This is a genomic window from Paenibacillus provencensis (assembly GCF_042678545.1).
GTDB classification, from domain to species: Bacteria; Bacillota; Bacilli; order Paenibacillales; family Paenibacillaceae; genus Paenibacillus; species Paenibacillus provencensis.
Genome location: NZ_JBHTKX010000008.1, coordinates 16,869 through 43,380, shown reverse-complemented (window position 1 = coordinate 43,380; position 26,512 = coordinate 16,869). Strand labels below are relative to the sequence as shown.

General features: G+C 41.4%; 24 protein-coding genes. 23 read left to right on the top strand and 1 reads right to left on the bottom strand.

Features of this window, described 5'->3' with window-relative positions:
- Positions 1–228: 228 nt before the first annotated feature.
- From ACFQ3J_RS24480 to ACFQ3J_RS24445, 8 genes are all read left to right on the top strand, one after another.
- A complete protein-coding gene (locus ACFQ3J_RS24480) occupies positions 229–465 on the top strand; it encodes a hypothetical protein (RefSeq protein ID WP_090727613.1) in 237 nt (78 codons plus the stop codon).
- Positions 466–979: 514 nt separating this feature from the next.
- Positions 980–2,419, top strand: a complete 1,440-nt coding sequence (locus ACFQ3J_RS24475) for a DNA cytosine methyltransferase (RefSeq protein WP_090727614.1) — start codon at positions 980–982, stop codon at positions 2,417–2,419.
- An 80-nt stretch (positions 2,420–2,499) separates the two neighbouring features.
- The gene (locus ACFQ3J_RS24470; protein WP_211753680.1) at positions 2,500–3,789 is read left to right on the top strand and encodes a phosphoadenosine phosphosulfate reductase domain-containing protein; all 1,290 of its coding nucleotides are present in this window, start codon (positions 2,500–2,502) and stop codon (positions 3,787–3,789) included.
- 458 nt (positions 3,790–4,247) lie between these two features.
- Positions 4,248–5,654: a DNA cytosine methyltransferase gene (locus tag ACFQ3J_RS24465; protein WP_251584336.1), complete on the top strand. Its 1,407-nt coding sequence runs from the start codon at positions 4,248–4,250 to the stop codon at positions 5,652–5,654.
- Between the two features lie 482 nt (positions 5,655–6,136).
- Positions 6,137–6,286 carry a hypothetical protein gene (locus ACFQ3J_RS24460; RefSeq protein WP_170862570.1) on the top strand — a complete coding sequence of 50 codons (150 nt, stop codon included), beginning with the start codon at positions 6,137–6,139 and terminating at the stop codon, positions 6,284–6,286.
- Positions 6,287–6,368: 82 nt separating this feature from the next.
- Positions 6,369–6,638 carry a hypothetical protein gene (locus ACFQ3J_RS24455; RefSeq protein WP_090727617.1) on the top strand — a complete coding sequence of 90 codons (270 nt, stop codon included), beginning with the start codon at positions 6,369–6,371 and terminating at the stop codon, positions 6,636–6,638.
- The gene (locus tag ACFQ3J_RS24450; protein ID WP_090727619.1) at positions 6,639–7,184 is read left to right on the top strand and encodes a hypothetical protein; all 546 of its coding nucleotides are present in this window, start codon (positions 6,639–6,641) and stop codon (positions 7,182–7,184) included. It begins immediately after the preceding gene.
- A complete protein-coding gene (locus tag ACFQ3J_RS24445) occupies positions 7,123–9,009 on the top strand; it encodes a hypothetical protein (protein ID WP_139237036.1) in 1,887 nt (628 codons plus the stop codon). Before ACFQ3J_RS24450 ends, ACFQ3J_RS24445 begins: the two co-directional genes overlap by 62 nt.
- 51 nt (positions 9,010–9,060) lie before the next feature.
- On the opposite strand, the gene ACFQ3J_RS24440 is transcribed toward ACFQ3J_RS24445, so the two are convergent.
- Complete coding sequence (locus ACFQ3J_RS24440; RefSeq protein WP_090727621.1) at positions 9,061–9,441, bottom strand: hypothetical protein; 381 nt, start codon at positions 9,439–9,441, stop codon at positions 9,061–9,063.
- A gap of 359 nt (positions 9,442–9,800) precedes the next feature.
- Between ACFQ3J_RS24440 and ACFQ3J_RS24435 the strand changes: the two genes are divergently transcribed.
- The 15 genes from ACFQ3J_RS24435 to ACFQ3J_RS24365 all read left to right on the top strand — a co-directional run bounded on the left by ACFQ3J_RS24435 (position 9,801) and on the right by ACFQ3J_RS24365 (position 26,358).
- Positions 9,801–10,988, top strand: a complete 1,188-nt coding sequence (locus ACFQ3J_RS24435; protein WP_090727624.1) for a hypothetical protein — start codon at positions 9,801–9,803, stop codon at positions 10,986–10,988.
- 28 nt (positions 10,989–11,016) lie between these two features.
- On the top strand, positions 11,017–13,302 hold the full coding sequence (locus ACFQ3J_RS24430; RefSeq protein ID WP_244533611.1) for an SNF2-related protein: 2,286 nt from the start codon (positions 11,017–11,019) through the stop codon (positions 13,300–13,302).
- Positions 13,303–13,321: 19 nt separating this feature from the next.
- Complete coding sequence (locus ACFQ3J_RS24425; RefSeq protein WP_170862571.1) at positions 13,322–14,386, top strand: hypothetical protein; 1,065 nt, start codon at positions 13,322–13,324, stop codon at positions 14,384–14,386.
- A gap of 442 nt (positions 14,387–14,828) precedes the next feature.
- Positions 14,829–15,101, top strand: coding sequence for a hypothetical protein (locus ACFQ3J_RS24420; protein WP_090727626.1), 273 nt, complete (start codon positions 14,829–14,831; stop codon positions 15,099–15,101).
- A 10-nt stretch (positions 15,102–15,111) separates the two neighbouring features.
- Positions 15,112–16,014, top strand: coding sequence for a hypothetical protein (locus ACFQ3J_RS24415; protein ID WP_090727628.1), 903 nt, complete (start codon positions 15,112–15,114; stop codon positions 16,012–16,014).
- A 313-nt stretch (positions 16,015–16,327) separates the two neighbouring features.
- Complete coding sequence (locus tag ACFQ3J_RS24410) at positions 16,328–16,789, top strand: hypothetical protein (protein ID WP_090727630.1); 462 nt, start codon at positions 16,328–16,330, stop codon at positions 16,787–16,789.
- A gap of 229 nt (positions 16,790–17,018) precedes the next feature.
- On the top strand, positions 17,019–17,390 hold the full coding sequence (locus ACFQ3J_RS24405) for a TrbC/VirB2 family protein (protein WP_244533612.1): 372 nt from the start codon (positions 17,019–17,021) through the stop codon (positions 17,388–17,390).
- 118 nt (positions 17,391–17,508) lie between these two features.
- Positions 17,509–17,823: a PrgI family mobile element protein gene (locus tag ACFQ3J_RS24400; protein ID WP_090727632.1), complete on the top strand. Its 315-nt coding sequence runs from the start codon at positions 17,509–17,511 to the stop codon at positions 17,821–17,823.
- Positions 17,824–17,919: 96 nt separating this feature from the next.
- The gene (locus tag ACFQ3J_RS24395) at positions 17,920–18,777 is read left to right on the top strand and encodes a hypothetical protein (protein ID WP_244533613.1); all 858 of its coding nucleotides are present in this window, start codon (positions 17,920–17,922) and stop codon (positions 18,775–18,777) included.
- Positions 18,719–20,770 carry a VirB4 family type IV secretion system protein gene (locus tag ACFQ3J_RS24390; RefSeq protein WP_244533614.1) on the top strand — a complete coding sequence of 684 codons (2,052 nt, stop codon included), beginning with the start codon at positions 18,719–18,721 and terminating at the stop codon, positions 20,768–20,770. The genes ACFQ3J_RS24395 and ACFQ3J_RS24390 overlap by 59 nt, the downstream gene beginning before the upstream one ends.
- Positions 20,767–23,232, top strand: a complete 2,466-nt coding sequence (locus ACFQ3J_RS24385) for a hypothetical protein (RefSeq protein ID WP_090727636.1) — start codon at positions 20,767–20,769, stop codon at positions 23,230–23,232. Before ACFQ3J_RS24390 ends, ACFQ3J_RS24385 begins: the two co-directional genes overlap by 4 nt.
- Before the next feature lie 62 nt (positions 23,233–23,294).
- Positions 23,295–25,166, top strand: coding sequence for a bifunctional lytic transglycosylase/C40 family peptidase (locus ACFQ3J_RS24380; protein ID WP_090727638.1), 1,872 nt, complete (start codon positions 23,295–23,297; stop codon positions 25,164–25,166).
- 23 nt (positions 25,167–25,189) lie between these two features.
- Positions 25,190–25,672, top strand: a complete 483-nt coding sequence (locus ACFQ3J_RS24375; protein WP_090727639.1) for a hypothetical protein — start codon at positions 25,190–25,192, stop codon at positions 25,670–25,672.
- Between the two features lie 21 nt (positions 25,673–25,693).
- On the top strand, positions 25,694–26,176 hold the full coding sequence (locus tag ACFQ3J_RS24370; protein ID WP_090727641.1) for a hypothetical protein: 483 nt from the start codon (positions 25,694–25,696) through the stop codon (positions 26,174–26,176).
- A gap of 32 nt (positions 26,177–26,208) precedes the next feature.
- Positions 26,209–26,358 (top strand): aspartyl-phosphate phosphatase Spo0E family protein, encoded by a 150-nt coding sequence (locus tag ACFQ3J_RS24365; RefSeq protein ID WP_090727642.1) that lies wholly within the window; start codon positions 26,209–26,211, stop codon positions 26,356–26,358.
- Positions 26,359–26,512: the final 154 nt, after the last annotated feature.

Below are 26,512 nucleotides of genomic sequence, written 5' to 3'. Positions count from 1 at the left end.
TTCTTTTTGGTCTATTAAGATAATGCGCTTTTTGCTTTTGTCTAGTTAAAAATCCAGTAACTAACTTATTGGATCTGGCCATTGAAGGAGGCTGTATAGCTAGCCTGTGTCAGACAAGTGAGGATTTTTCAGCTGCAAATTTGGCCTCGCTTAGGAAGAGAGATATCAAGTTTCTCTAATGATTTGTTGAGATAGACAAAATTTAATTAAAAGGAGAGAAAATAGAAGATGGAAAAACAAACGATTTTTGTTAGTGAAATGCCGGGCTCTAATCTGGTTTTGTTTCATGTAGTAGGGAGTCGGAGTTCAGACGTAATTACTAAAACTGAGGCATTCAACCGTGGGGTTACAGAAATTAGAAAAGGGAATCTGCTATCCGGACCAGCTGCAATCTTAAATGAAATTCGATTAAAAGGACAAACAGAACTTGAATTTGACCTCGGACAAGCTGCATCATCAATCTGATAAAATAAATAAAATTAAGGAATCAAGAAAGACGTTAGCCTAACTCCAGGTTCTTTGTTTTTTATCCGGAGGGGAGATACAGGTTTACAAGCAAGTATTCCCTTCACCAATAGCAGATCACTAAAATGATAGAATATGAGATGATGCCTAATTTACTTTTTCTAAATTTCAAGTCTAGCCATGCGGCAGGACTTGTTCTAAAGCAAAATGCGCTTATTTATTAAGTGACCAAGATGTGTCTTATGACATCAATTCTGGGGTCTTTCTAAATAAGCGCTTTTTTTGTCTTTATAAATTCTTAGAGAAGTGAACATGTTTTACTGCTAAGCAGATTAATGATGTGAGAGTGCCTGGCTCGAACCAAGCGGTGGTCAGTTTTGCGTTTGAGTTGGTTATGCTAGGCCATTGATCATTCCAGTTAAGTTCTGGATTACTCGAATACATCTTCTGATGAATAAGGCGACTACCTATCGGGGTCGTTTGTTTTTAATACAAAAGAATGGGGATTTGAGCCATGGAAGCATGTAGACAGAATGACCTGAAAGTGAAGTTGATTCGCAATATTCGGACCAGTGAAAAAGCAGGGAACACATGGATCTTCCTAGAACCAACCGTGCTGGAGGCAGGGAACTTTAATGTGGGTGACGGGGTCCATATGACGATTGAACGGGACGCTTTAATCTTTACGAAGACGGATGACAAGACTCACATAATCTCGAAGCGAAAACGAGCGGGATGGAAGAGGGAACGTCCGTTAATGGATAAATGCAATCGAGAAATTAGTGCTGTTATCAAAGCAAGGGAACAAATCGATATCTTGGTTTCTGAAGGCATGCTGGTCATTAGGCATTCTCGCAGTTTTGACCTAGCTTATATCCGTACTCCAATGCTGATGGGGTCTGAACAAAAGAAAATTCGAACACTTTCGGTGCCGGGAGGAGCAGGTGTGGGCCTTGCCTGTCTTGTGGATCTAGGAGCATATGGCCCAGTTGGATCGCTTGATGTTTGGGCTGAAGCCATAGACGTATATCGTCACAATTTCAGAAACAGCTTATCTTTGTTCACTGATCTCAGGAACATTCATAGTAGCCTAATCCCGGAGTCCGATCTTGTATTTCTTTCCCCTGAGTGCGTTGAGTTTAGTATGCTTGGTACTCGTAAGGAGGACATCTCGACTGCCTTAAGTCCTCATTACGCTAGGATCGTTTATGCATCTGGAGCAGATTATGTATTGATCGAACAAGTCGTGCCGTATTATAAGTCCCGAGCGTTTGAGCAACTTAATTCTTTGCTGAGCATTAAGTTTCCATATACCACAGGTCCTGTCATGATTGACGCCTACGATATGGGAAGCGTTGCTGGCCGACGTAGAGGGTACTGCGTATACAGCACTCGATCGCTGGATAGTTTTAAGATGCCGACACCACCGAAAATCCCTGAACATCGTCGTCCTACGCTAAAACAGGTACTAAAAGGGTTTAACGTTGAGCAAGGAAATTGGAAACCAATTAAAGGAACTGTGATGGAGGGATTACTAAATAAGAAAGGTAACAATAATTTTCGTGCTGAGTCGAATCATACCCTTGTCACTCTCGATAGTACTAGGTTAGCGGCCTTTGTTACTTCGTACCGTAAGGTACAAGTAACAAGCTCATATTTAACGCACCCTGATAATCCATTGTGGTGGAGAATTTTCGAACCGCATGAAATTTCTAGGATCATGGGTATTCCTGATTGGTTTGAATTTGATGATGAAATTTCCAGTGATGCGACCAAAACAAAACTGCTTGGTCAAAGTTGTGACGGTAATGTCCTCCGCTCGATTGGTACTGAACTGGCTACTTATATAATGGGCAACTGGCTAAGAGATAGGTTAAATAGTGATAGACTAGATAATACATTATTTCACAAACCAAAGTTTGTAGAAGAAAAAGGACAGTTAAGCTTGTTCTAAATATTGATAAATAATGATTTGTAAAGGGAATGACAGATTTTTTGTCACTCCCTTTATTATTTATAAGGAGAGTGGGTTAATTGGAAAATGGACAACTTACGCTATCATTTGAAACAGAGAATGTTGAAATTAAGGTAGAGCGGGAAATCGATATAATACGTGATCGTGACTGCACAATTAACACACCAGTTAATCATGGTAACAAACCACTTCCTATCTACGGAAATAGGATTTCGATAATCCCTACATTACCAGGTCGTACCGATACACCGCACATGCGAAAGCATTACTTAGAAAAAACGGATCCATTGGAAACGTATGATCTATTTTTTGTATTATTTTCGGGAGGGAAAGATTCTGTAGCAGCGGCATTAAATTTACTTGAACTAGGTGTGCCTCCTAAGAAAATTATTCTTCTCCATCACGATATTGATGGAAATTCAAAGAGGAAAATGGACTGGCCGGTAACAAAAAATTACTGCAGAGCATTTGCAGAGGCATTCGGTCTAGAGATTAGATTTTCATTCCGTGAGGGAGGATTCTGGGGGGAGGTTTATCGTTATGGATCTAAACAACCTGTTCAGTTTCAAGACGCTGATGGTTCAATGAGACGGATTGAACCTTCAGCGTGGACCAGGAGTTTGGAACTAAAAAGACTAATGGATCAAGCTGAAGCAGAAGATAATCTGGAGTTATACAAGTTATACGAAGAAGAACTTCGTAGTTATGGATATCGATTCAAATTTCCAGCAAAAGGAGCAAACCTTCAGACAAGGTATTGCAGCGGCATCCTGAAAATTGAAGTAGGTTGTGTAGCCATCACTCACCAAGTTGACACTAAGCGAGATTGCAAGATTATGGTTGTAAGTGGTGAGAGGAGAGGTGAAAGTACTAACCGATCCAAATATAATATGATGGAGCTCCATAGAACCCACGCACCTATTCGTAATAAGCGTGTTGTTCACCACTTCAGAAGTATAATTGATTTTTCCGAGAAAGATGTGTGGGAAGTACTTCGAAGAAATAGAGTAGTCCCACATCCATGCTACACGGTAGGGTGGGGTAGAGCTTCGTGTGCTTGCTGTATATTTAGTTCGCCTTCGCATTTTGCTGGTATCAAGGATATTCTCCCTGATTACTACCAGAATCTACGTCTAGCAGAGCAAGAGCTTCAGTTTACATTAGACAACAACAAGTCGATCGATGAATTCGTTGGTGACGCGGAAAGCTGCGTTGTTCACTCTGAGAAGAAAGCGATCCATCAGCTGCTTACGGGAGAAATTAAAGCCCAAGATATCATTCTCCCTCTTGATGCAGAATGGAATTACCCTGCAGGTGCTTTCCGGCATGGGATCGGTGGTCCTTGCTAATCTAATTTTCAAAGAGGCTCTCTTTAACAAGAGGGCTTCTTCTGTATACTTAACTTTTGAAGGGAAGGATGGTATGATAAGAAACATACCTTGCTATTCTCTATGTTCTACTATGTCCAGTCATGCGACCTATGGACTTATTCTATCTGCGAATGACGCTTAATTACAGCGTATCAATCTTCAATGGGGCAGTCTGCTCAATTAGATTGGTGATCTGTGATTAGGCGTTATTTTTTTGCCTAAACAACCCAATATAATCCAATTAAGGAGAGTGAATTATCTGATGAGACAGTCGGTAAGAACCAATGAGCGATAAATAATCTACTAAGATAATTAATTGAAGAGAATGGTTCTAATTTTGATTAAAGGGAGGAAGACCATGGAGGATAATTACTCCATGGTTGTCTATAATGAAAATTAAGGAAAACATTAAACTTATCCTTCAGAAGGTTTATCAAGTGAGTAAAAAGAAAGAGACGCCCCGCATATGGCTACAGCATCTAGTATGTGAAGCCAGCGGCTTCGTTCCTGGGGAAGAACTTCACATTCGGATGGATGAAGAAGCTAAGGAAATCTTGATTCAAAACCGGGAGTTTGAGGATGCCGATGAACACGATGTACATCAAGTGCACGTTTCTTCACGTGTAAATAAGACCAGTGGGGCACTTCGACCTCTTGTTGATTCAGCGAGAGAATCATATGCATCGATTATCTCCGTGCAAGACAAAGTAGAGATCTGTGTTTATAGTCTTGGAGATTACTCGCGAGTCGTGGTTCGCCCATTGCGTTTTAGACTGTTCAATACTGAGACTTTAGATGTACCAAGTGATGAGCGCATTCGGTTGCTATCTATAGCAGCTGGCTGTGGAATTGGGACAGTTTACTTCCGGGACTCAAATTATTTTTCCCCAGTCATGGAGATAGAGTTAGAGGAAGATTCTGCAGAAAACCTGAAGCTGAACTATCCTAATTCATTCCTTTTTAACGGGGACATTCGTGATTGCAACGTAGTTGCAAAGGCGGATGTGGCATTGGTGAGTTTACCATGCAATCAGCACAGCTCATTAGGAGAAGGAGAACAGGGGGTATTTCAGAATCTAGCTTTGGCTACTAGTAAAATTATTAAGGCTGCAGAACCGAAAATCGTATTTTTTGAGAACGTTCCTGAATATTATAAGACTCGATCTTATACTGATCTGCAGGAACTTATTCTTTCCGATTTTCCATTTTGGGTTGGGCCAGTAAAACTAGAAAGTCATGACTTTGGATCAATCGCCAAACGTGAGAGAAGTTATTCTATTGCATTTCGTCATCAAGACGATATGTTAGAATTCCGTGTTCCGACTCCTCCCAAAAAGGTGAGGAAGAAGAAACTTAAGGAGTTCCTCGACCCGAAAGGGACGGAGCATGAGTGGAAATCGCTCGACAAATGGTTCGCCTCTTTCAATTCGAAAAAAGAGAAGAATAATGCATGGGCAGATAGGTCGACTGAACTTACATTCGTTGATGAAAATAGTACAGTATTGCAATGTATTCCAAAACGTTATCGATCCCATAGCGCGAGCAATTCTTACGTGTTACATCCAGATAAGAATCAATGGAGGTTCTTATCTATCAACGAATTGCGCCGAATTTTCGGTATACCAGAAGATTTTCAATTCTCTGTCCATACTCCTGTTTGGAGGATATACGAACAAATTGGACAGTCCGCTTGCGGAAGAGTCTTTCGGGCCTTCGCTAATGAAATTGCAACTGTGTTCTTTAAATCTATGTTCAAGAAGCCGGCGGATAAGAAGGAGGCAGTTGATACTAGTATGCCCTTATCCATGGATTCTGACGGCCAATTACACTTGCTTATGATGTAAAAAGTCAAATCGCTAGATATATTATAGGGGGACCTGCAGATCGCACGGCCCCCCTTTTTGTTTTCAATATTGTTAGCAAGTGTTATAATATCAACATATCTTTGTTTTCTTATTTGCTGCATACATACCCCTATCTTGGGAATAAGGGGAATTTTAATTATCGGAATGCGCTTATTCAGCGATCAATACTTATCAGGGGAGATCTATGCCCTTTAATAAGATCGATTGCTCGATGGCGCTTTTTTTGTTCTTAAAGTGCGTTTATCAGAAGCAACTAAAGGATGGTTACTCATTACCTTAGTTATTTGTGATAGACGCATTTTTGCGTCTTACAACCCAAATTGTTACGAGAGGAGATATGAACATTGATATGAGAAAACCTTATATTATTGACCAGATTTAATGGTGAGTTCTGATATCGTAATGTAATTATGAAGGCGGCAGACGCTTGTAAAAGAGAATAACTCATGGAGGTATACAAGATGATACAAATCGCTATTTCAGAGAATGGAAAATATTTTGTTGATGAATTGATTCATTTGGAAAATGATGAATCCCTTCCGGAAACTGTAAACAACTCGGTAGCAGGCATAGAAATTGATCCTGCATATCAACTTACATTTGATTTCTAATAACGCGGTGCGGTAAAGGTCTGGAGAAAAACAACCCTCCAGGCCTTTTTTATTAACGACTACTAGAGAGGAGAAATTTGATATGAACAAAGTAGCTATTTTGTTTCATGATCCAAATTTAGGTATTTCGGTTGAAGAGGCTTTGGAGGCAGTCAACATTAGTTATTCGATAGAGAAGACACCGGTTGAATTATTTGAAATTGACCCGTTTTATTGTAAAACACACATCTTGGCCGAAATTTCGATTGAGCACTTGGACCAATTAAGAGTAGCCAATCGACTAATCATTGCGGGAACTTATATTGTCTCTTCGAACGGCAGATACGAAGTTGTTTTGAAAGAGGTGATATAAATGGCACAGCTAACTCTTTTTTCAGAATGGGAAGCTAAAGACAACATTCCTGATCTTCCAAAGGATTCGATTGTCCGGCCTTCGTTTAAAGAAGTCGGGGATGAGGTACGAGTTGTAATCGAGCGAATTAAAGTTGCATATTTGGATATCACAAACACTCGGCCATGGGTAATTGCATCCTCAATGGGAAAAGATTCAACCTTCCTGTGCTTGTGCATCTGGATCGCTCTCTCAGAGATCCCTTCGGAACAAAGGTTGAGGCAAGTTCATATCATTAGCAGCGATACAGGACTCGAAAACCCTGGTCTTAAATCTTTTGTACATGAATCTATTGAGAAAATGAAGACAAGCGCTGCTGCTCAGGGGTTGGATTGTCTGCAAGCTCACATCGTAATGCCGGATCAGAAAAATCGGTTTGCAGCAAAGGTCATTGGTAACGGCTTACCGCTTTCCACGCCTGCTAGCCCATTTCGCTGGTGTACTGATGCGTTTAAGATCAGTCCAACCGAGGTTTTTTATCAAAGGTCTGCTTGCGGAACATGGTGAAGTTGTGATCTTTACCGGAGTGCGGATAGATGAATCTGCCAAAAGGGCATCATCTATCAGGAAAAACGGTGCAGATGAGTTCATCTTCCAAAAATACCGCACTAAGAAAGATAAGGAGAAAAATGAAGAGAGAAAGCCGATGAAGGGGCGGTTTGAATGTCACCCAATTAAGGACATCTCGGACGAGGTATTATGGGATACTCTTATGAGTTGTAGCCCTCGTTTTCCCTGGGGTACCCGTTTTCTTCAGCTCTATTCACTGTACAAAGACAGTGGGGAATGCCCAATGCAGATCGGTGAAATTAAGCAGAGCTGCGGTACTTCAAGAAATGGTTGCATAATTTGTCTCTTTGTCAAAGATGATAAAATGTTGAAATATTTCCTCGACCGTGGAGAAAAGTGGGCAGAACCAATCCTTAAACTCCGTACAATCATGAGACATATGCTTTATGATGCGAATTTCCGTGAGCCGATCCGCAAGTCAAGGTTAAAAATTCTCGATACTGTTAATCCATTTTTGGATAATGATGAAGAGAATGGTCAACTTATGATCTTTGATCTTGAGTCTAAAGATTTGAACGACGAGGAAGCAGCTCCATATGAACCTCTCTGTACTGGAGGAATACCGGCTAATCCTGACCTTGCTTTAGCTAGTTTCTCACTCCAAGGGAGGATATTTCTCTTAAAAAATGTCCTTCACTATCAGAAGGAAGCAGATCTTGAGATAGTAAGTAAAGAGGATATTGAATACATTAAAAGTGTGTGGAAACTAGAAATGGGATGGGAAGAGAACGAACTTGACCTCACACCAGAACCTATTCCTTATTATGGTGCATTGGTTTTGAATAAGGAATACCAGTTAAATGAAAATGAAACGACCATTCCGAATTTAGTTGTTGATCCTCGCTATTACGCTATTGAGGAGGCAATTTTGAACCAGTCAAGGGAATGTTCAAAACTGGAACTCGATGCCACCAAGCTTGTCAATCTACGTGTGCTTAATCAGCAAGGGGAATTAGTGAAGGAGAAACTCAATTTTATTTACTACATCACAACCGACTTTGGTGGTGGTGAAAGAGAGATTTATGAGGTGCTAAATCGTGCCAAGAAGGTTACAGGCGAGAATATACCGTATTTTTGGAATCCCATCAAGTCTAATGAGTTTGGTAGGAATGTCTTCTGGAATAATGTAACCTTTGTAGTATCACGAGGAGAGATTAGATCCTTAGAAGCGGCAAGAGCTTTTGTAAACGATTATATCGACGCCGGTACTATTAAGACACCTGTAGAAGCTTACAGTTTGGAAAGACATTATTGGCAGATCATTAGTGGGAAAACGCCATTTGAAGCCAAGAGAGTGTTGCTTAAAGCTGGGTTTCATTCCAATCAAGTGCCGCAAAGTATAAAGGAATATACCGGTGTCTTGGAATCTGAATTGGAAGTAGCTAATGCCATTAAAGCCTCAATAGGTGATGGATTCTCTTATATGACACCAGAGAGAGCTCGAGAAGTATGCCTTTCTACTCCATGCTGGGATGAAGTGTTCTGGACCTTACTTTATGATCTTCGCACCCCTGCAGCAGTGAAAAACTTCTTGATAGAGAAGGGATATGTACCCGAGGTCATTCCGGAGTCAATAAAATTCTATTCAGATATTTCTGATCATGAGCTATACTTCGGCAATAAAGTGCGGATCCACGGATTGAATGAAGTGGTAGCATCATTACTTTTTATTCCAGATCAACATCACAAGTTGCCTGAATTCATAAAAAAAGCGATGGATAAACTACTACTTAGCGATCTCTGTGAGCAGCCGCAGTATTAGGCAAATGAATAAAAAAGGTGCAGCCCCTTAGGGATGCACCTTTTTACTGTTTTAGGGCAAAAAGTATACTCTCGTTCCTTGGCAGTGTGCAAAAGAGGCGAACTCGAGAAGTTTTCCGGTATTCTCTTGAATAAACTTTTCAGTTTTAAATGGATTGTAATACCCTATGTCGTAATAGTCTTTTTTATCATCTTCCGCAGATATAAACTCTCCTTCAACGTAGGCATGAACAGTTCTAATACCTGTTTTAATGACTCTGGCATGGCCGGGTGCAGATACGACGAACCGAGCGTTTGTTAATGTGACACTCATGCAATACCCAACTACGAGTCTGGTCTTCTTGTCACGTATAGAAAAACAGTCTCTATTAAGGTTTCGGTAAACCTGAACAACTTGTCCTTTAAAGAGCTCTCTATCATTAACAGGTGTCATCAAGCAATCACCTTTCTTGTAGTAGTTTTACTTCATAATATGTGCTAATTAAATATAGGAGAAATTTGGAGAGGCATTACTTGCTTATATCCTTCTTTTTATTTACAATGAATGCATACCCTATTCTTACCTAATTCATTACCTCTGAGCATGCGCTGAAAGAGGAATTCTATCAGGCTTCACTAATGGTAATGTTAAACAGGGATAATATGTCTAAATTCGCCCCGTGGGTGACAAAGTGCTATTTAATAGCTAATTTGTCGCTTACGGGTTTTTTGCGTTCCATAAAACGGAGGTGAAAAATATTCGGAGCGCTTTTTATAACAACAATCCAATTATCCGTGAGGAGGAAAGTAACTATGTTTAAGATCAAAAGTGAAGTACTAAAAGGTTTAGTTGGCCAGCTCGTTAAATCAGCTCGAAAAGCAGGTATTGGAGAAAAAACGATTTACATTCGGACGCTTGAAGACGGATTAGTGTCGTTTTATTATCATGGACAAGACATTTCTGTCGAGAAGAAGATTCCATGCAAAATTGAAGGGAATCTAGAAGTGGCTACAGGGATAGGTGAACTCGAAGTCAAAGTCGCGGCATTGCCGGACGAGGTCGAGGTATTGGTTCAGAAGAACAATGGTGATAAAAACAATGGTGATGGACTCCAGTTCCTCTGGGGTAATGGAGGCAAGAGAAAATCGGGGCTTCGTGTTGATATTTTGCCAGAAACTTCTCCAATGGTTGAAGTTCCTCCATTTGAGGCTTCATTGAAATGGAGACCGGGAGTATTGCACAATATTGTACGTTACGTTCCATCGTTCTGCTTGCATAATAATAGCAGCAAAGCTGCTCAGATGACGAGCGCACTTGGACCCAATTTTTCTAAAGATGATGCGGGTCGCGTTCTGGTTCGAGCTACAGATGGCATAAAAGGTGTAACTATATATCCGAAGCATATGGAGTGGTTTGAGGATCCCATGAGCCTTCATGTTTCTACTCTTCAAGGAGTGGCTGATGTGATTCCGAGCGATGCTGAGATTGAGTTAGGCCTCAGCGGAGGGACGATCGTTATTTTTAAGGCCGGTTATACCACCGCTGTGTGCCGTACACTCGTTGGAAAGTTTCCGCCCATTGATAATTATTTCAATGATAAAACAAAAGGGAAGCTGAACATCGACCGTCTCGAACTCATTGAGGTGTGCAAGCGCGTTAAACTTCTTGCACCAACGGCTGCTTTGCTTCAACTTCAACTAACGGATGATAAGGTTTACGCCGTTATCCCTGATGTTTTAGAACAGGCACTACCAGCATCCGTTGAGGGCGATATGCCGAGTTTTGCTGTCGGTGCTATTCATTTGGAGATGGCTGCAATGCTATTTGCAATGTCAAAAACATCTGATGAACTGACAATGTATGTAGACGGCTACGACCAACCAGTTTCGGTGGGTCTCGAAGGGAATGAGAGTATCCGTTTATGGGTTATGCCGCATGTGTCCTCTTTTGTTCGGGAGGCAAATAGTTCGAAGAAAAAATCGATGCCAACAACGGTATAAATTCAATATGATAGGAGGGATTCCCCACATGATATCTATTATGTGGGGTATTTTTATGGCAAAAATAGAATACACAAGACAGGGTCTTGAATTTAAATCTAGCTCTCTGCAGGAAGCAATGAATTTGAGCGAATGCTTAATTGGTGAGTCTGTAAATAAGGAGATCTTTACATGGCATTCCCTTGTGACACGGAGTGACGGCCCGATCAATGAGATGCATCCCGTAACAACCATGGATTCCTGGGACATTCAGCTTGATGATAAGACTATCAAGGATGTTCAGAATGTACTTGACAGTAAACGGAGAGCTTATCGGCGTTCAAGCCGGTCGCTTGACGAGTGGAGAGATACACCTGAGTTTAAAACTGCACGAGAAAGAGTTGTCGAACTGTTTGGAAAGCCGTTCAAAGATGGAAGTGTATTATTTCCGTATCAAATTGATATCGCAGCATATATCGTGAGTGTCAAAACTCTGATGAATGCATGCGATATGGGAATGGGGAAGACTCGGACTACCATTGTCGGACTAGCTTCTGACTCAACAAATCAATTAAACTTGATTATTACCATGAAGCGCAACATAAACGACTGGCAAAGAGAGCTTGAACTCCTTAATTTCGTCGAAGGAACAGACTACATCGTTCTCAATTCGCCAAGGGATCTTAAGAAAACGAAAGGTGTTCGGTTTCACCTTGTCTCGTATGAAAAGTGGAGTAATGAACGAGTTGTATTCCGAAAAAAAGTTCATCACGAGTGCCCCCATTGCGAAGCAGGACCAGGTAATTTCAATGCTAATTTTCAGTACTGTATGAAATGTAATAGGAAGGCTGCGTCAATAATAGATCCGGAAACCAACTCTATTGCTCGATGGTCTCAAAAAGATCTCCCTAAACTCTGCCCAGACTGTGGCAGCGAGTGGAAAAAGGGTAACACCACTTGTAATCAAGAGCGGCTATTTAAGCATAACGGGGTAGAGGAAATCGTTAAATGCAACTACACCGTTATTGAAAAGAAGATTCCATCTCTTTCTCATTACTTTCATAAAGGTTACGACTCGGTCACCGTAGACGAAGCACACTACATTAGTAATATCGACACTAAACGTGCTCGTTCTGTTCTCCGAACCAAAGCAAAAACACGTGTACTTCTTACAGGGACACCTGCTGAGAATGAAGTTACAGATTTATACTGGTTGCTTGGCTGGCTTACTGGCTTCTCATCACGTTTTGAAGATCCTCTAGAGGCAGCGTCAGGTAGACCGAAACCTTTCGCAGGTTATGGTAAAGTTGGTGCTGAACACTTCCGGGCGTATTATGGTGGAGGTGCAAAGCGGAGAGTTCTGGATGTGGACTCCGTTGAAGCTCGTGTGGGTCACCACGAACAACTATGGAAAATACTAGATACTGTAATGGTCCGGAAGAAGAAGACCGACGAGGACGTTAAGGATTATATTGCTGTACCGGAACCAAAGCATATTCGCTACCACCTTGATCTAATGCCTGCTGAAAGAGAGCTTTATGATAGCATGGTTGAAGAATTCCGCTTGTGGTATGAAGAAGAGTTAGAGAAGAAATCCAAAGCGGAAATACGCGGTGAGACATACCGTATCAGTACGATAAAAATATGCACCTGGATGGATAAGCTGCGGAAGGCTTCGAGCTGTCCTTGGGTATTTCCTAACTATAATGTCCTTAATGGTAGAACGACAGCAAAACTTCAGTACATTGAGAATAAAGTCAAGGACTATGTCCGTCGAGGGAAGAAAGTCCTTCTTTTTTCAGGTCATAAGGAAACGATCGAGCACTTAAAGCTGACTCTAGATGAAATCATTCCTGGTCGCTACGCGGAATACATACATGGAGAAGTGGCTATGGAACACCGCTGGGATGTCATGAAAAAATTCCAAGATTCTTCTGATCCGTTATCAATCCTCGTAATGTCGCATCGGACCGGCGCGGAGAGCTACACCTTAACGGAAGCGAAGGCCGTCTTTATCGTAGACTTGGATTTTAACGGAAAAAAAATCGAACAATGCTATTCCCGAGCTGTACGTCTCGGTCAGAAAGATGAAGTGGAAGTACATTGGCTTCTTGGTACAAACACGATAGATGTTAACATTCACGGGGTCGTTCTCTCTAAAATTAGTGGTGTTAACCTAGCTGTTGACCGCCAAGGTTTGGATATGTCAGACCTTGCTCATGAATTCGAAGGGGACTCAAAAACTGCCTCCCAGGCAGTCGACATGGAGAAGTTTGCAAAAGATATGCTGAAAGGCGGAACGAAGCGGAAAGAGATAACTTCTGCCGCTGTATAAGAGAGGGGTATACCGATCAATGTATCCTATATATGATATTTCTACAGGGCTTTTTGTGATTGAGTGGTATGAGAGGAAGGGAAAGAAGGTCACCCCTGTGCGCCATTATTTCGAGCAGAAACCCCTTAAATTGCAAATCCATCCTGCTGATCCGGAACTATTTATCAGAATCCACTTATCCGGTAAAATGCCAGGTTGGATAAAGGATTATTGCAACGTAAAAGATCATGTTTTCCAGTATGAGGAGATAACTTTTGGTTCAGAACAGGGTTGGTTACTTACAAACTGGAGAGGCCATAAACTTGGATTTACGCCTTTAGCGGCTCCTAATCTTAATGAGGCACTTCGAAAGTTAGCTGATAAAATACCCTCAGTGTGTCCTGAACTTAAGCAACAATTGATTGATCATTCGGATATTGCTGTTAAAAACTTGATCAATTACCATGAGATTTTTAATAATATTGGTGTGTATTATAGACCGGAAGAAATTACTGGATTGGAGGGGTGTCTTGCCATAGATAATACGTTTTTTCCCGTTAAGAGTAGTGGGGTTTCGGATGAAGATTTTCGTGCTCACTTGGATAATGATGGCAGGCTGCATACAATGGTAAGAGAGTTAATAAACCCTTTGCCAGATCCAGAAGTCAACTCTACGGATGGGCTTGCGTTTACAAGCACAAGCGTCGAGGAGGAAGAAGAGTTGCTGGGTAATCCAGAAGAGGAAGAGGAGCTGCTGGGTGATCTAGAAGAGGAAGAAGAGCTGCTGGGTGATCTAGAAGAGGAAGAAGAGCTGCTAGGTGATCTAGAAGAGGAAGAAGAGCTGCTAGGTGATCTAGAAGAGGAAGAAGAGCTAGTAGGTGATCTTGAAAATGAAGATGACTCACTTGGTGAGATTCGACTCAAAAATGACGACTCGGAAGAAAATGATGCCGTCCATTCATTTGGAAAAGGACAACAACCTGAACTTTCTCCGGATGCTGAAGTTCAACTAACTTCAGAAAAAACTCAGTCTCATCAATTTGTCGTGCTTGAATATAACGACAAACGGACCGGTATAGTAGGAGGGCAAATGTCGATCTTCTAATGATTACAAATTTTCTGAAAGCCTAGACCGTCGAGTAATATATACATTCGACGGTCTTTCTATTTTTTGTTGTCGTTTAATTAGGAATTTGGTATGATATGAACATATCATCCTTGATCCTTTATTCCTAGCCTGCGTCATGCGACATACAGGTCATTCTAAGTTTTAACTATTATTTTAGGTATTTCTATGTCAAAAATTCGCCTCTATGGGTGCCGAAGTGTCTTTTGTTGATGCTTTGAGTACCAATAGGGGTTTTTATATATATATTGTAACCCTATTTATAACGCCTTTAGGTGGATTATCTGTTTCTTACGATAACTCACCGAAAGGCGTTTTTGATTATACAGTTATTGGTGATTGCTTGACTTATAAGAACGCATGTTCCTATAATCTAGTATACACCTAGATGATTAGTTAAATAATTCGGAGGTGTCGGAAGATGAAAAAAGCTATACACAGTAAACAACCAATCGGAACTTTAGGCGAGTATAAGAGTATTTGGATGGGCGTCGATGATCCTCTTGAGAGTGAATTGATTGCCAGAGAACTTAGAAAGAATCATCGCCGTCCTATGAAACAAATTCGCCGTATTGTTGCTGTAAAGTATTGGTTTCAGATCGTTCGGTGGACATTAGAAGATATGAGAGTTTATGCACCCCTTTTCGGTGCAGTTGTATTAGGAATTCTGTTGCTGCTCATCGCAGTGTCATGAGGTGATAGACGTGAGTCTCGAGACAGTTTTATGGGTACTTTTTATTTCTCCATTTGCTATTGGGATGCTGTCGGCATTCTTTGGCGGAGGAAATGCGATTACACCGGTTATTGTGGACTACCGGTCTTCTCAATCTGTGCAACCAGTTATTGAAAAAGAAGCTACGCACGAGAGTGAGTTTTTAATTGAACCTAAATTAGTACTGCCAGTTAATGAGCATTCTGCAATTCAAGCTCAGAAACTAGAGGAGTCGCCTCATGCAATGGATATTCTGCAAGATATTCCAGCAAATAACGAGGAAATGGTTACTAAGCCCATTCAATATGAAGTCTCAAATATCCCACAAGAATTGAATAATTCCATCGATGAGTTATTCAATGCTCTACATGGAAATCCGAATGAAGATGTTCTTGCTCACATACCTGCAGAGGAAAACCATCAAATATTTAATCAGGACTTTCCTAGTGAATTTGAACTTCCTGTAACTGACTACGAGGACTTCGAAATTTACACACAGTCCATTGATGAGAGGCTCGATCAAATGGATTCGAATAGTCAGAATACATCTGGCGTTGTCTATAATTTTCCCTATGGTGAATCATTGCCCATACCATCACGTGAATATTTCGCACTGCAACAAAAGTATGGCTCAGAAATTGTTAGCAGGGTAACAACTACACCAGCTATTGGGGGAACTGGTGACCACGACTGCATGATTGGAAGGGTTATGCAGAAGCATAACCAAACAGTTTTGCAGTATGGGGATCACTATATTCCTTTGAAAGGAATATATGAGGCAGAGGGAGTATTTCTTGTCGAAGGAATGTTTGTAAAACCGGACCTATTCTTTGTGAGTGAACACACTGAGTTGGAGGGACAAACGAATTCGATCGGCAAGGCAGCGGAGAACTAGCACTCTCCGCTTTCTCAAAGGATTTAAGGGTATTTAGAACTAGTTCTTTATACTCTATAAATCCTTTGGGAAAGCGGTGAATTAGTCCGCTTTTGATACTCAATACACTAAAATTTGCTAAATTCAGCATCGACAATTTTCTAGTAGAGGTGTAAAATGGTGTCATAATATGAAATTTCATCGACTTAGTGATGTGAAAATATGAAATTTTACCTGTAATACATAAATATTTACCAGATTCATCAGTTTTTTTTCATACTTTAGGACGATCGTCTTAGATTTCTCACTTTTATATCGATAGGGGCGTTGATTTATGTCATCGAACAAGCATTTTACTAAAGGGAACAGTGATACAAAAGGGAACATTGGGATTAGCGAGATAGTAAGTAAGCCAGTAAACAATAATGAGCTTGCTGAACAGCTTAAAGCCGCAATTTTAGGAGAATGTTTCCCAGCAGATATGTCCAAGAACATGGGAGGTTGCCTTAAGTTTTCCGTTCGGGGAGGACAATTGGCGATTAATCATATACTTCTTGAACGTGAGCTAAGTCCGAAGGTACTTGAGCTCAAAGCTACAGATTCGGAAACAAAGACCGTAGTGGGGATGAAACGAAGCGGACTGAAAACACTGTTGATGATCCTCGATGCAGTTATAAAAGAGGAGGATCCTATTGATCATGCAACGGTTTTTGTTTACTACTCCGTAGCTGACAACGGGGAATTCGCCAGCGGAAAGCTTGTTGTTGAGAGAGGTATTCACCATCCCCGCTATTAAAACAAGTCTTGACATTTAGGTACCCAAACAGGATAATCTAGATATGATTCATTAATTGAATAATTCACGAGCGGAAGCACCGCCTACCATGGGAATATCCCACGGTTTGGCGGTGCTTTTTTTTGTTCTAAAAAAGGGGGAATGCCGTTGCAGATAGATAAGCATTGCAACAAGCTTTGATTCATTCAGATTGGTATTACTTATCTCATATTGTGGAAGGGGAATTAACTTGTTTAAGAAGTTGTTTCTTATGATGGCTCTCGCATTTTGCATGACAATAGTTATAGCTCCGGTGGGCGCCTCCGCTCAAGATGTCATTGATTCCGAACTTCAGGACAAGAATCAAACCTATAACCCGAACGACGCAAACGTAAAAAAAGTTAATGCACCACTAAAGACAATAGTACAGATCTTTGGTGGCGTCGGGGGAACTTGTTTTGTCCTTGCAGTTATGTACTATGCCATTATGATTATCTTTGGTTCTTTGAACCCGCAAAAGGCAGCCACCTACTGGAAAGCACTTATCGGTTGTGCTGCCGGTGCATTCATCTTCTTTGGTGCAGCAACTTTTGCCAATGTTATTGCATCACTTGCATCATAATTATCGATCAGGGTATTGCCATGGCCACCCTGCCTATCTGATTTTGGACGCGATCTGTCTGAGATCGCACTGGCAGGGTGGCCGATTTTATTCTTAAGAAAGTTAGGAGGATTGTTCAGTGAATAACGAGATTGTTGTACCGATCGACATTACTCAAGAAGAAAAATCGATTCTAGCAGTTCTATCAATGAGACAATTCTTCTTCTTGTTTCCGACGCTAGTTTTCTGTGGCGTAATTCTTATCTACGGAAACCTACCGTTCCTTGATGGCGGGGCTGAATGGATTGGAAAACTGATCATCATCGTAATCTTAGGTGGAATTTCATCTTTCTTGGCCTTTTTTAAATTCGAAAAATACGAGCAGTATGCAAGCGAGTTTATTGCCTGGAAAATTAAATTCCATCGTTCACAGAAAACTTATTCCCATATCTAAGATGGAAAGGGGCTCACACGGTTGCAAGTTTTTATAGTCTGCATGATGGTTTTTCTAGTCCTCATACTTACATTTTTGTTTATTGCGAAGAGAAGGATGGATCGAAATGAACCTATTATTGGATGGCAGCGCAAGCAGCATCTTGGAGAAGTAAATGGCACAGCAGCCAACACCCAAAATATTAATAAGGCCGATGAAAAGGAACAGAAAAATGACAAACAGGACATAAAGGATCTCATTGGGATAGAGGATATTCATCACGGGATATTCGTTAAAAAGAACAATGAATTTTGTGTAACTGTAGCCACCGAATCCATTAACTACGACCTTCTAAGTTCACAGGCACGACAAGCGACTATTTTGGGGTATAGCAGTTTATTTCGGGTCATACGCTTTCCGGTTCAAATTCTTGGACAAGCTGTCCGGCAGGATTTGAGAAAAGAAGAGAATCGTTGGAATTCGAATCTCGCAAAGTGCAACGATCAAACGAGAGATTACAATGCCAATGTAATTAAACATATCAAGGACAAATCGGAAAAAGAGTTTCGAATATCACGTAAGGTCTATTACGTCATAAGCTATGTTCCCTTACCGAGCAAGATGGGGGCTTTGAAACCAGATCAGCGTGAAGAAATGATTCGGAACGAGCTCTACCAAAGAGCAGCTACGGTTGTGGGCATGCTTCGTCAATGCGAGATCCACGCTACACTGCTTGATAGCTTGTCTGCAATGGAAGTTATGAAAAGAGCTTTGAACCGTGACCGCATGGTAATTAATCCAATTGATGATTTGATTACTCACGGAAAAGAAAAACTCTCGGCTTACATTACTGCAGATGTCATGTCGATGCCTGGTTTTGATGATCTTGTGTATGACGTTGAGGAGGTGCGGAAAATTGTTCAAACGTATGAAGAAGAAGAGGGAAGAGAACATAAACGAGCTGCAGGTGAGTGATGCACGTAAAGGAGAAAGGGATCATGAAGTACTAGGATTCCCGAGCATTGTTGATAACATGCTTAATGATGGAGCACATTTCGAAGATGACTACTTCATGTTAAAAACGGGTCTTGGTTCGACTAAGTACGGCCGATCGTTTTTCGTTAAACCCAGTGGCTATCCCCGAACTGTACGAATTGGTTGGTTGGAGGCCCTTTTTACTGGTGATGACCTGGACTGCTCAGTTCATATTGAACCTATTGATCGGAATGCAGCGATTAAGAAATTGCAAGATAAAATCGACGAGTTCGATACTGTTATTTACTCTGCAGCAAATCGCGGGGATCAAGCTAAAATTGATGATTCGGTACAAAAACGCGAGGATACTAAATTTCTTCAGCGTCAGATTAAGAGCAATCAAAATGGATTGTATTACGTTTCAGTTCAGGCCACCGTGTATGCTAACTCACTTGATGAACTAAATGCGAAGTGCGTTGAGGTGGAAAATGAGGTCGCTGGCGAATCCATTGAGATCTTGAGTGCATTCAACAGACAAAAAGAAGCTTTCCTTTCGTGTTTACCCCTAGGGAAGAATTATTTACCTAAATCGGATCGTAATCTTGATCAGTTGAGTCTTACTGCAATATTCCCTCATGCCAGCTCGAAGTTAAACCATCAAGGTGGATTTCCGATTGGTCGTTTTGGAAGGGATTACGTCTACTATAACAATTTCGACCCAAGTCTGAACAATTATTCGCTTGGTATCTTTGGAGTATCTGGTTCGGGTAAATCTGTGCTCGTAAAACAAATCATTGGACGAGGCTACATGGATGGCATCATGAAAAACGTAATCATCGATGTGGAACCTGAGTATCGTGAATTGACCTATGCACTTGGAGGGGTTGTTGTTCCAATTTATCCATCGAAGGATGATGATGTCAGTCGGATTAATCCGCTGGATATCTTTCCTGAGAAGGAAGTTAAGAATAAGGGCACAGATGATGAATTTATTGATGAGAAGATTAACTTAAACGAGAAAATTAAGGAAGCCCTTGAATTCTTTAAAGTTATGAAGGAGTCCCTTACTCCTGATAACCGAGGACTAAGTGCAGTAGAAATCGGGGTTCTTAATGATATTCTAGAAAATCTGTATATCAGTCGAGGGATAACCGAAGATCCGGATTCAATCTATGAACAAATTGAACATTTCGATGATTTTGGTTCTTTCACTTATCGTAAACAGCTCATTCAAATGCCAACGATAACTGATGTGTACGAGGCGCTGTGCGAAGAAGCCCAGAATGATTATGGCGATGAACTTCGTGAGCTGTGTAATGTCGTTAAGTTGTTCACGAGAAATAAAGCTTTCGGTATGTTTGATGGTCAGACAAAAATTATTTCCGAAAACAATGTCTCTTTGGATGAAGCACCTGTCGTAACGTTTGACATCAGTAAGCTATCAAGTAATGGTATCGAACGTCCTCTTGCTCAACATGTGCTTATGACTTGGGTTTGGAACAGGTTTATTGTCTCAAATCCTAAAGTAAAGAAACGGGTTATCTGTGATGAAGCATGGATGATGATTAAATACTCTTCCATGATGGAATGGCTTAAAATTCTTAGCGCACGCGGACGGAAGTGGAACGTTTCTCTGACGCTTGTTTCACAACGTTACGAAATGTTTGATCGGACTGAATCTGCAAGAGATGTGGTTGCGCAGTTTGACACGGTTTGTTTCCTTAGACAGAGTGATCAAGACATCAACCCAATCCTGAGTACTTTTAGATTAAGCGAAGATGTAGGTAACTTGATCCGCACAGCTTCGACTGGTCAGGTTCTTATGAAAGCCGGAAAACAAATTGTTACATTCCAATCTGAACCGACGCCTGAAGAGTGGGTTTACCTTAATACCAACCAGAATGTCGAACTTGCTCCAAAGAAGAAATCGAGAGAAGAAATGATAGATTGGCTAAACGATAAGTCTCACCTTCAGGAAGGTGATGTCGCTTGATAAGAAGCAGTAGGCTTTTCTTATCCGTACTCCTTTTGCTAATTCTTGCCGGTTATGGTGAGGTATCTGCCTCGGGTTCTATTGGTTCAACGCTTACATCCACTATTGGCGGGGATAGCCTCTTTAATGAGGATCAATTATCTAATGGTGGAGATACAAGTGGTGCTCTTGTTGGTGACGAGACGGTAGATATGTTGAAAGAAGCGGAAGATGAAGCCAATCTGATGAATGGATTCATTATAGGTCAAGTAAATAACTTGATGACGATTCCGGGTATAAACAGCTTGCAAAATCTAGTCTTCGGAAATCCCTATGAAACTTGGGGGTTTGGTAATGATCCGAGCGATAAGTTGGTCGACGGTATCTTCTTTCAGTCCGAATTAGAGAATGTGATTCATCCACTTATAGCCACATTCTCGGGTGTGTATGCCACCGTTTTAATGCTCGCAATTATGATGTCATCCATGAAGCTTGGGATGAAAGCCCATAGTCCACAATCAAAAGAAGACTTTTGGAAGGATGTCCATATGTATGTCGCGTCTGCATTCTTCATGGGTCTTTTTTGGATGTTGTTCCACATCCTTATGGCTACAAACTGGGGCATTGTACAGGGTGTAGCATCAACGTTACAGAGTCTTAATAAACCTTTAGATGGTATATCTATCATCGCAACAGCAACGAATGATGATTCTTATTCATTTAAAATGGGAGACTTATTTGTATTTTTGGCAGAATGGGGATTGGCAGCCTATCTCAACTTCATATATATCGCACGCAAAATCATCATTATACTTCTTTGCGTGATGTCACCATTTGCAGCGTACAGTCTATTGTTTGCAAAGACCCGTTCTTTTTTTGGAACTTACATGAAGGAACTACTAGGGAACATTTTCCTGCCTTCAATTCATGCAATTATCCTTTTCATCTTTGTACAAATGGCTGGGAATCTTGGTCAGGGAATGGGGCCAATGATCTTTAAGTTAGGCATGATTATCATGTTTGTACCCGTAACGGGAATGGTTTCTAAGTGGTTGAATCTAGGTGATGCTAGCACGAGTATGGGACGGACTGCAACAGCACTCGGGCTTGGATCCATTGGCGGAGCAATGATGTTATCGAGGAATGTTATGAGCATGACTGGTAAAGGTAAAGCTGGCTTCGGTAACTCGAGTTCTTCCGGAAGTGGAGGAGCTGGAGCGGAGACACCAGGGGGGACGGATGTCCCCATGGGCAATGACGCAGGTAGATCTGCGATTACTCGTGCAGCTGAAGGTGGATCTACTTGGAATAAGATTAAAAAAGTTGGAAGTGTTGGCGGTGCGGTAGCAGGAGGAACGTTTGGTTTACCATTCGGTGCTGGTGGGGTAGCTGCTGGAGCAGCAATCGGTTCTAAAGCAGTCGCTGGTGTTCTACAAACGACAAGGAATGCAACAACCGGCGCACGCGATTTAGGTAGAACCGCACTAAACTCCTTTAGGGGGACAGATGCAAACGGGAACCCTTCAGGGAAAATAAGTTTAGGTAATTTCAAAGAAAAATGGAGCGACCTAGCTGAAAGACGTCAGATGGTCGGTAATCTTGGAGAAGCTGCCGGTAAAATGACTGGTGCTGCCGGAGCCACTATTGGTGGAGTAGTAGCTGGACCGGTTGGAGCTGCAATCGGAGGGGCATTCGGGAACAAGATAGGTACAGCAGGACGTGCAATGGGCCAGATGCTTTCTGGAGTAAGCCGCCAACGTGCCTTTGAGCACGGAGCCGGTATTCGTATGGATGGATCCTTAAGTCCTCGTGGGATGACCATGGATCAAATTGCTTCTGATCCGAGATTTAGCGGAAGTGAAGCTCGATGGAACCAAACGAATGATCGTTCTTGGTACGAGGCAAAGGATGCAGTTACCGGTAATTGGGAGAGGGTCGGTGGATATGGTGCCGGCGATTCTTCTCTTAAGACAGGACAGCTTCGGATGATTGACTATGACATTCGTAAGGGATCCGGGCCGAATGGTGGCGAGACTTGGACTCGTGGAGAAAACGGATCGTATACCCGAACGATAAATCAGCCACTTCAATCTGATGACAAAGGTAACATCCTCCAGAAGCCACGCACTGAGCGAGAGCTGGTAGGAATGAGCGGCTCTTCAGCAAGCTTTGGTCGGAAAAGTGAAGCCTACATCGCAGACACATCTAGGAAGAAGCTCTATTCTGACAATAGCTTCGACCATCGTCGCCTGAACACCGAGGATTACTTCAATCATACTAACAATGGCCGAAAATCGGATGTAAACGGAAAGGTTGTATCCGATATGCGATCTGGGAGTGACAAAGTTGCTGATTTCGTAGGTTTGACTGCTCCTAAAATGACACGATCAGCTACTAAAAACTTCATGGAAGGCGCGAAACGGGTCGGCTGGGCACAAGCAGGTGCTTACAATAATACCGATCGCAAGCGAGACATTATTTAAAGGTGATCTAGATTCTAAGAGGCGATCAGAGGATTTCCTCTTAGAATTGGAGGTGATAGTTTTTGAGCGCACATGACGTAGGTCGAGAAGCAACAGAACAAGGTGGTGGAGCATTAAAAAAAGTAGGTTCGAGAGCTGCTGGAAGAGCAGTTGGCAAGGCTGGTAAATATATAAAGAAACTACTCGTGAGATTCTTGAAGCAACTCATTCTCTCAATCGGTAAGATTATTGCATCTTTGGTTGGTCCTTGGGCAGTTATAATAATTATTGGACTTTTATTGATTTTAGGAGTGCTGTCAGCAATCCCGTTCTCTGACTGGTTTTTGGGTGGGAACGCACGGAGTGATGCTCAAAAGAATGCCGACTTAAAATATGAGCAGCAATTCAAGTCTGCAGCAGAAGCAACTGTTGCAGAATTATGGGATATCGAAGCGGATAGTTCTTGGAAAACCCAAGTTGTTAAAACTGTGAAACCAAGTTGGGGGATTCCTGCAGGTTTGGTACGATATGAGATTCTAGTGAATCAGAATGAAAAAATAGAGCTGGACGACTATGATCCTGACGATTTGATTAAAAGTTTTACTCCTTCGTTTTCTTACACTAAAATAAGCGACGATACTAACCGTTATAAACATGTAGTAGCTTGTACTTATAATGAAACAGATAAAGAAACCGGGGAAACAAAGAGTTGGACGGATACAGAGACAACTTATACCGAAAGTAAACGCGCATCTCACGATGTACTAACTAACATCAGTCTTGACTATGGCAATATGGAAATAAAACCTCTAAAGCGATATTACCCTGGGGGAACTCTACAACCTACAGATAACTGGGAACAAGAGAGCACGTCGTCTAGCGAAAATTGTACGACGACAACGTACAAGCAGTACGATCATACAACAGTAGATGATCGTTATGCCCCCAGTCTCTCAGTCGATGGACAAGCCTTTCAAAAAATTCTTATAGACCTTGGGGTAAGCGAAGACGACATGAAACTATTTTATGAGTTCGTAACCACTGCAGATCCAGACTGGAATCCTGCTTTGTACGGTGGGGACGCCTCGAACTTCCCAGGAGAATGGCTCCCTGGCTCTGCCTCGGTTCCAGACGTCGTATTGCGTTATGAGCCTATTGTTAGAAAATACCTTGAGCTAAAAGGCATGGCAGAACATACCCAACTCATTCTTGCTGTAATCATGCAAGAAACCGGTGGCCGATATCTCGACATCATGCAATCTTCCGAATCACTGGGACTTCCACCAAATACGATTACAGATCCAGAAGTATCTATACAAGCAGGCATTAATCATTTTGCGTCTGTCTATCAATCGGCTGGTGGTGATATTGAATTAACCCTTCAGGCTTATAACTTTGGGGGAGGATACATATCGTACGCAAAAGAACACGGAGGTCACTCAAAAGAGGTCGCATTAGCTTTCAGTCAAATGATGGCTGAGAAAAATGGATGGAAGAGATATGGTGATCCATTATATGTTGACCACGTTATGAGATACTATAATGCGACCAACGTTGCTATTAACATCCCCCCAGGAGAGCAGATATTTGATGTTCAAAACGTTTTGAATATTATGAGCGAGTATCTTGGACAGCCGTATGTTTGGGGCGGTAAGGGACCTAGTGAAGGATTTGACTGCTCCGGATTGATCTCTTACGCTTTCGGCCTAATTGGAATTGATTTGTCCGGTAATGCGCATACCCAGTATAACAAGACAGTTCCTATTGACGAGAGTGAAGCAAAGCCCGGAGATTTAGTATTCTGGGAAACTTATAAGAAAGCTCCTTCTCACGTAGGGATGTATCTGGGTGATGGGAAATTTATCAACTCTGGTAGTTCACTAGGAGTAAGCATTGATAAATTGTCTCGCTGGAAAAATTATAAATTCCTCGGATTTCGTCGGGTTATTAAATAAATTGTATTGTGAGGTGAGTGAAGGTGAGTAACAGAAAGTTCTATGCGTTGTTGGGAGTTGTTTTAATTCTTGGAATCGTTGGAAGCCTAGTCTTTTCCTCCAATTCGGGCCTTAAAAAAGAGATAGAAATGGAACAGGCCGGTATCGAACTCAACACTCAATTTGTAGATAAGTTTTTTAATTATGCTTCTACGAAGCAGCGATACGATAACGTGAAGTCTTTGATGACTGAGCGAGGCTATAGATCAACTTATCCATCCGGAATGGAACTGCCGGCCGACAGCTCTGTAAAATCTCAGGTATCAAACTTGAAGATTTATGTACAAAAAGCTCCATCTGTTAAAGAGAACCAAATGGAGATATTAAATCAATTCGTAGCCACTACCGAATTTAATGAAATTCAAAGCTCTAAGGAAGTAATCATGAAGACATTCCTCGTTTATGAGGAATCGGTTGGTTGGATGATCAACGACATCGAGATGATTATACAGAATGCAGAAGAATAAAACCAAAGGGGGTGCTCCCAGATGTACGAAAACGTAACAGAAGCCGTTTATCAACTTGTTAGACTTGTTCAAATAGTTGGTATACCAATATTCGGCTGCCTATTCGGAATAGGATTTATTCTTCTTCTAACTGCAGGGAAGAATCCCATTCGAAAGAGAAGAGGTTTGCTGTTCGTGATCTTTTTTGGAATAGGTACATTTTTAGTTGCCTATGTTCCTGCTATCGTGCACACTTTCGCTGGAGATGCACCAGGCCAAGCCTCAAGTGCTAAGACTGTTGAAGAGATTGTTGATTCCACAACACCGCTTGGCAGCATCATCTTTAATGCTCTGAAATATATCGCGATTCCTGTTACAGCAACTATGTTTTACATTGGTATATTTGTACGTTTGCTGGCAGGGAAAGATCCGGCCAGAAAACGGCTCGGCATTGGTTTAGCCATGTTTTCGCCTCTTACAATGGCTATCGTCTTGGCAATTCCTTTACTTTTACCTAAACTTTGATCTGAACAATTTGGAACTGGAGTGATAGATGGGTGATTAATCCTAAGCTTGATTCAAGGTTTGAAGAAATGCGTTCAATTTTAGAGCAGACTGCCTTAAAGTATGGATTAAATCACCCAGAGGTTCTGCATCTTAGCCAAGAATTGGACAAAATTCATAACGAATTACTACAAGAAAGATAGGAGCAGGGGTAAGCACCCTGCTCCTTTTCTATATATAGTCGTAAATCATGAACAATGTCTACATTTTTTTGTATAAATTATACAATTCAACATTGTGTTTTTTTGATACATGTAATAATATTGGAAAATGGGATGATAATAATACGTTTGTGTA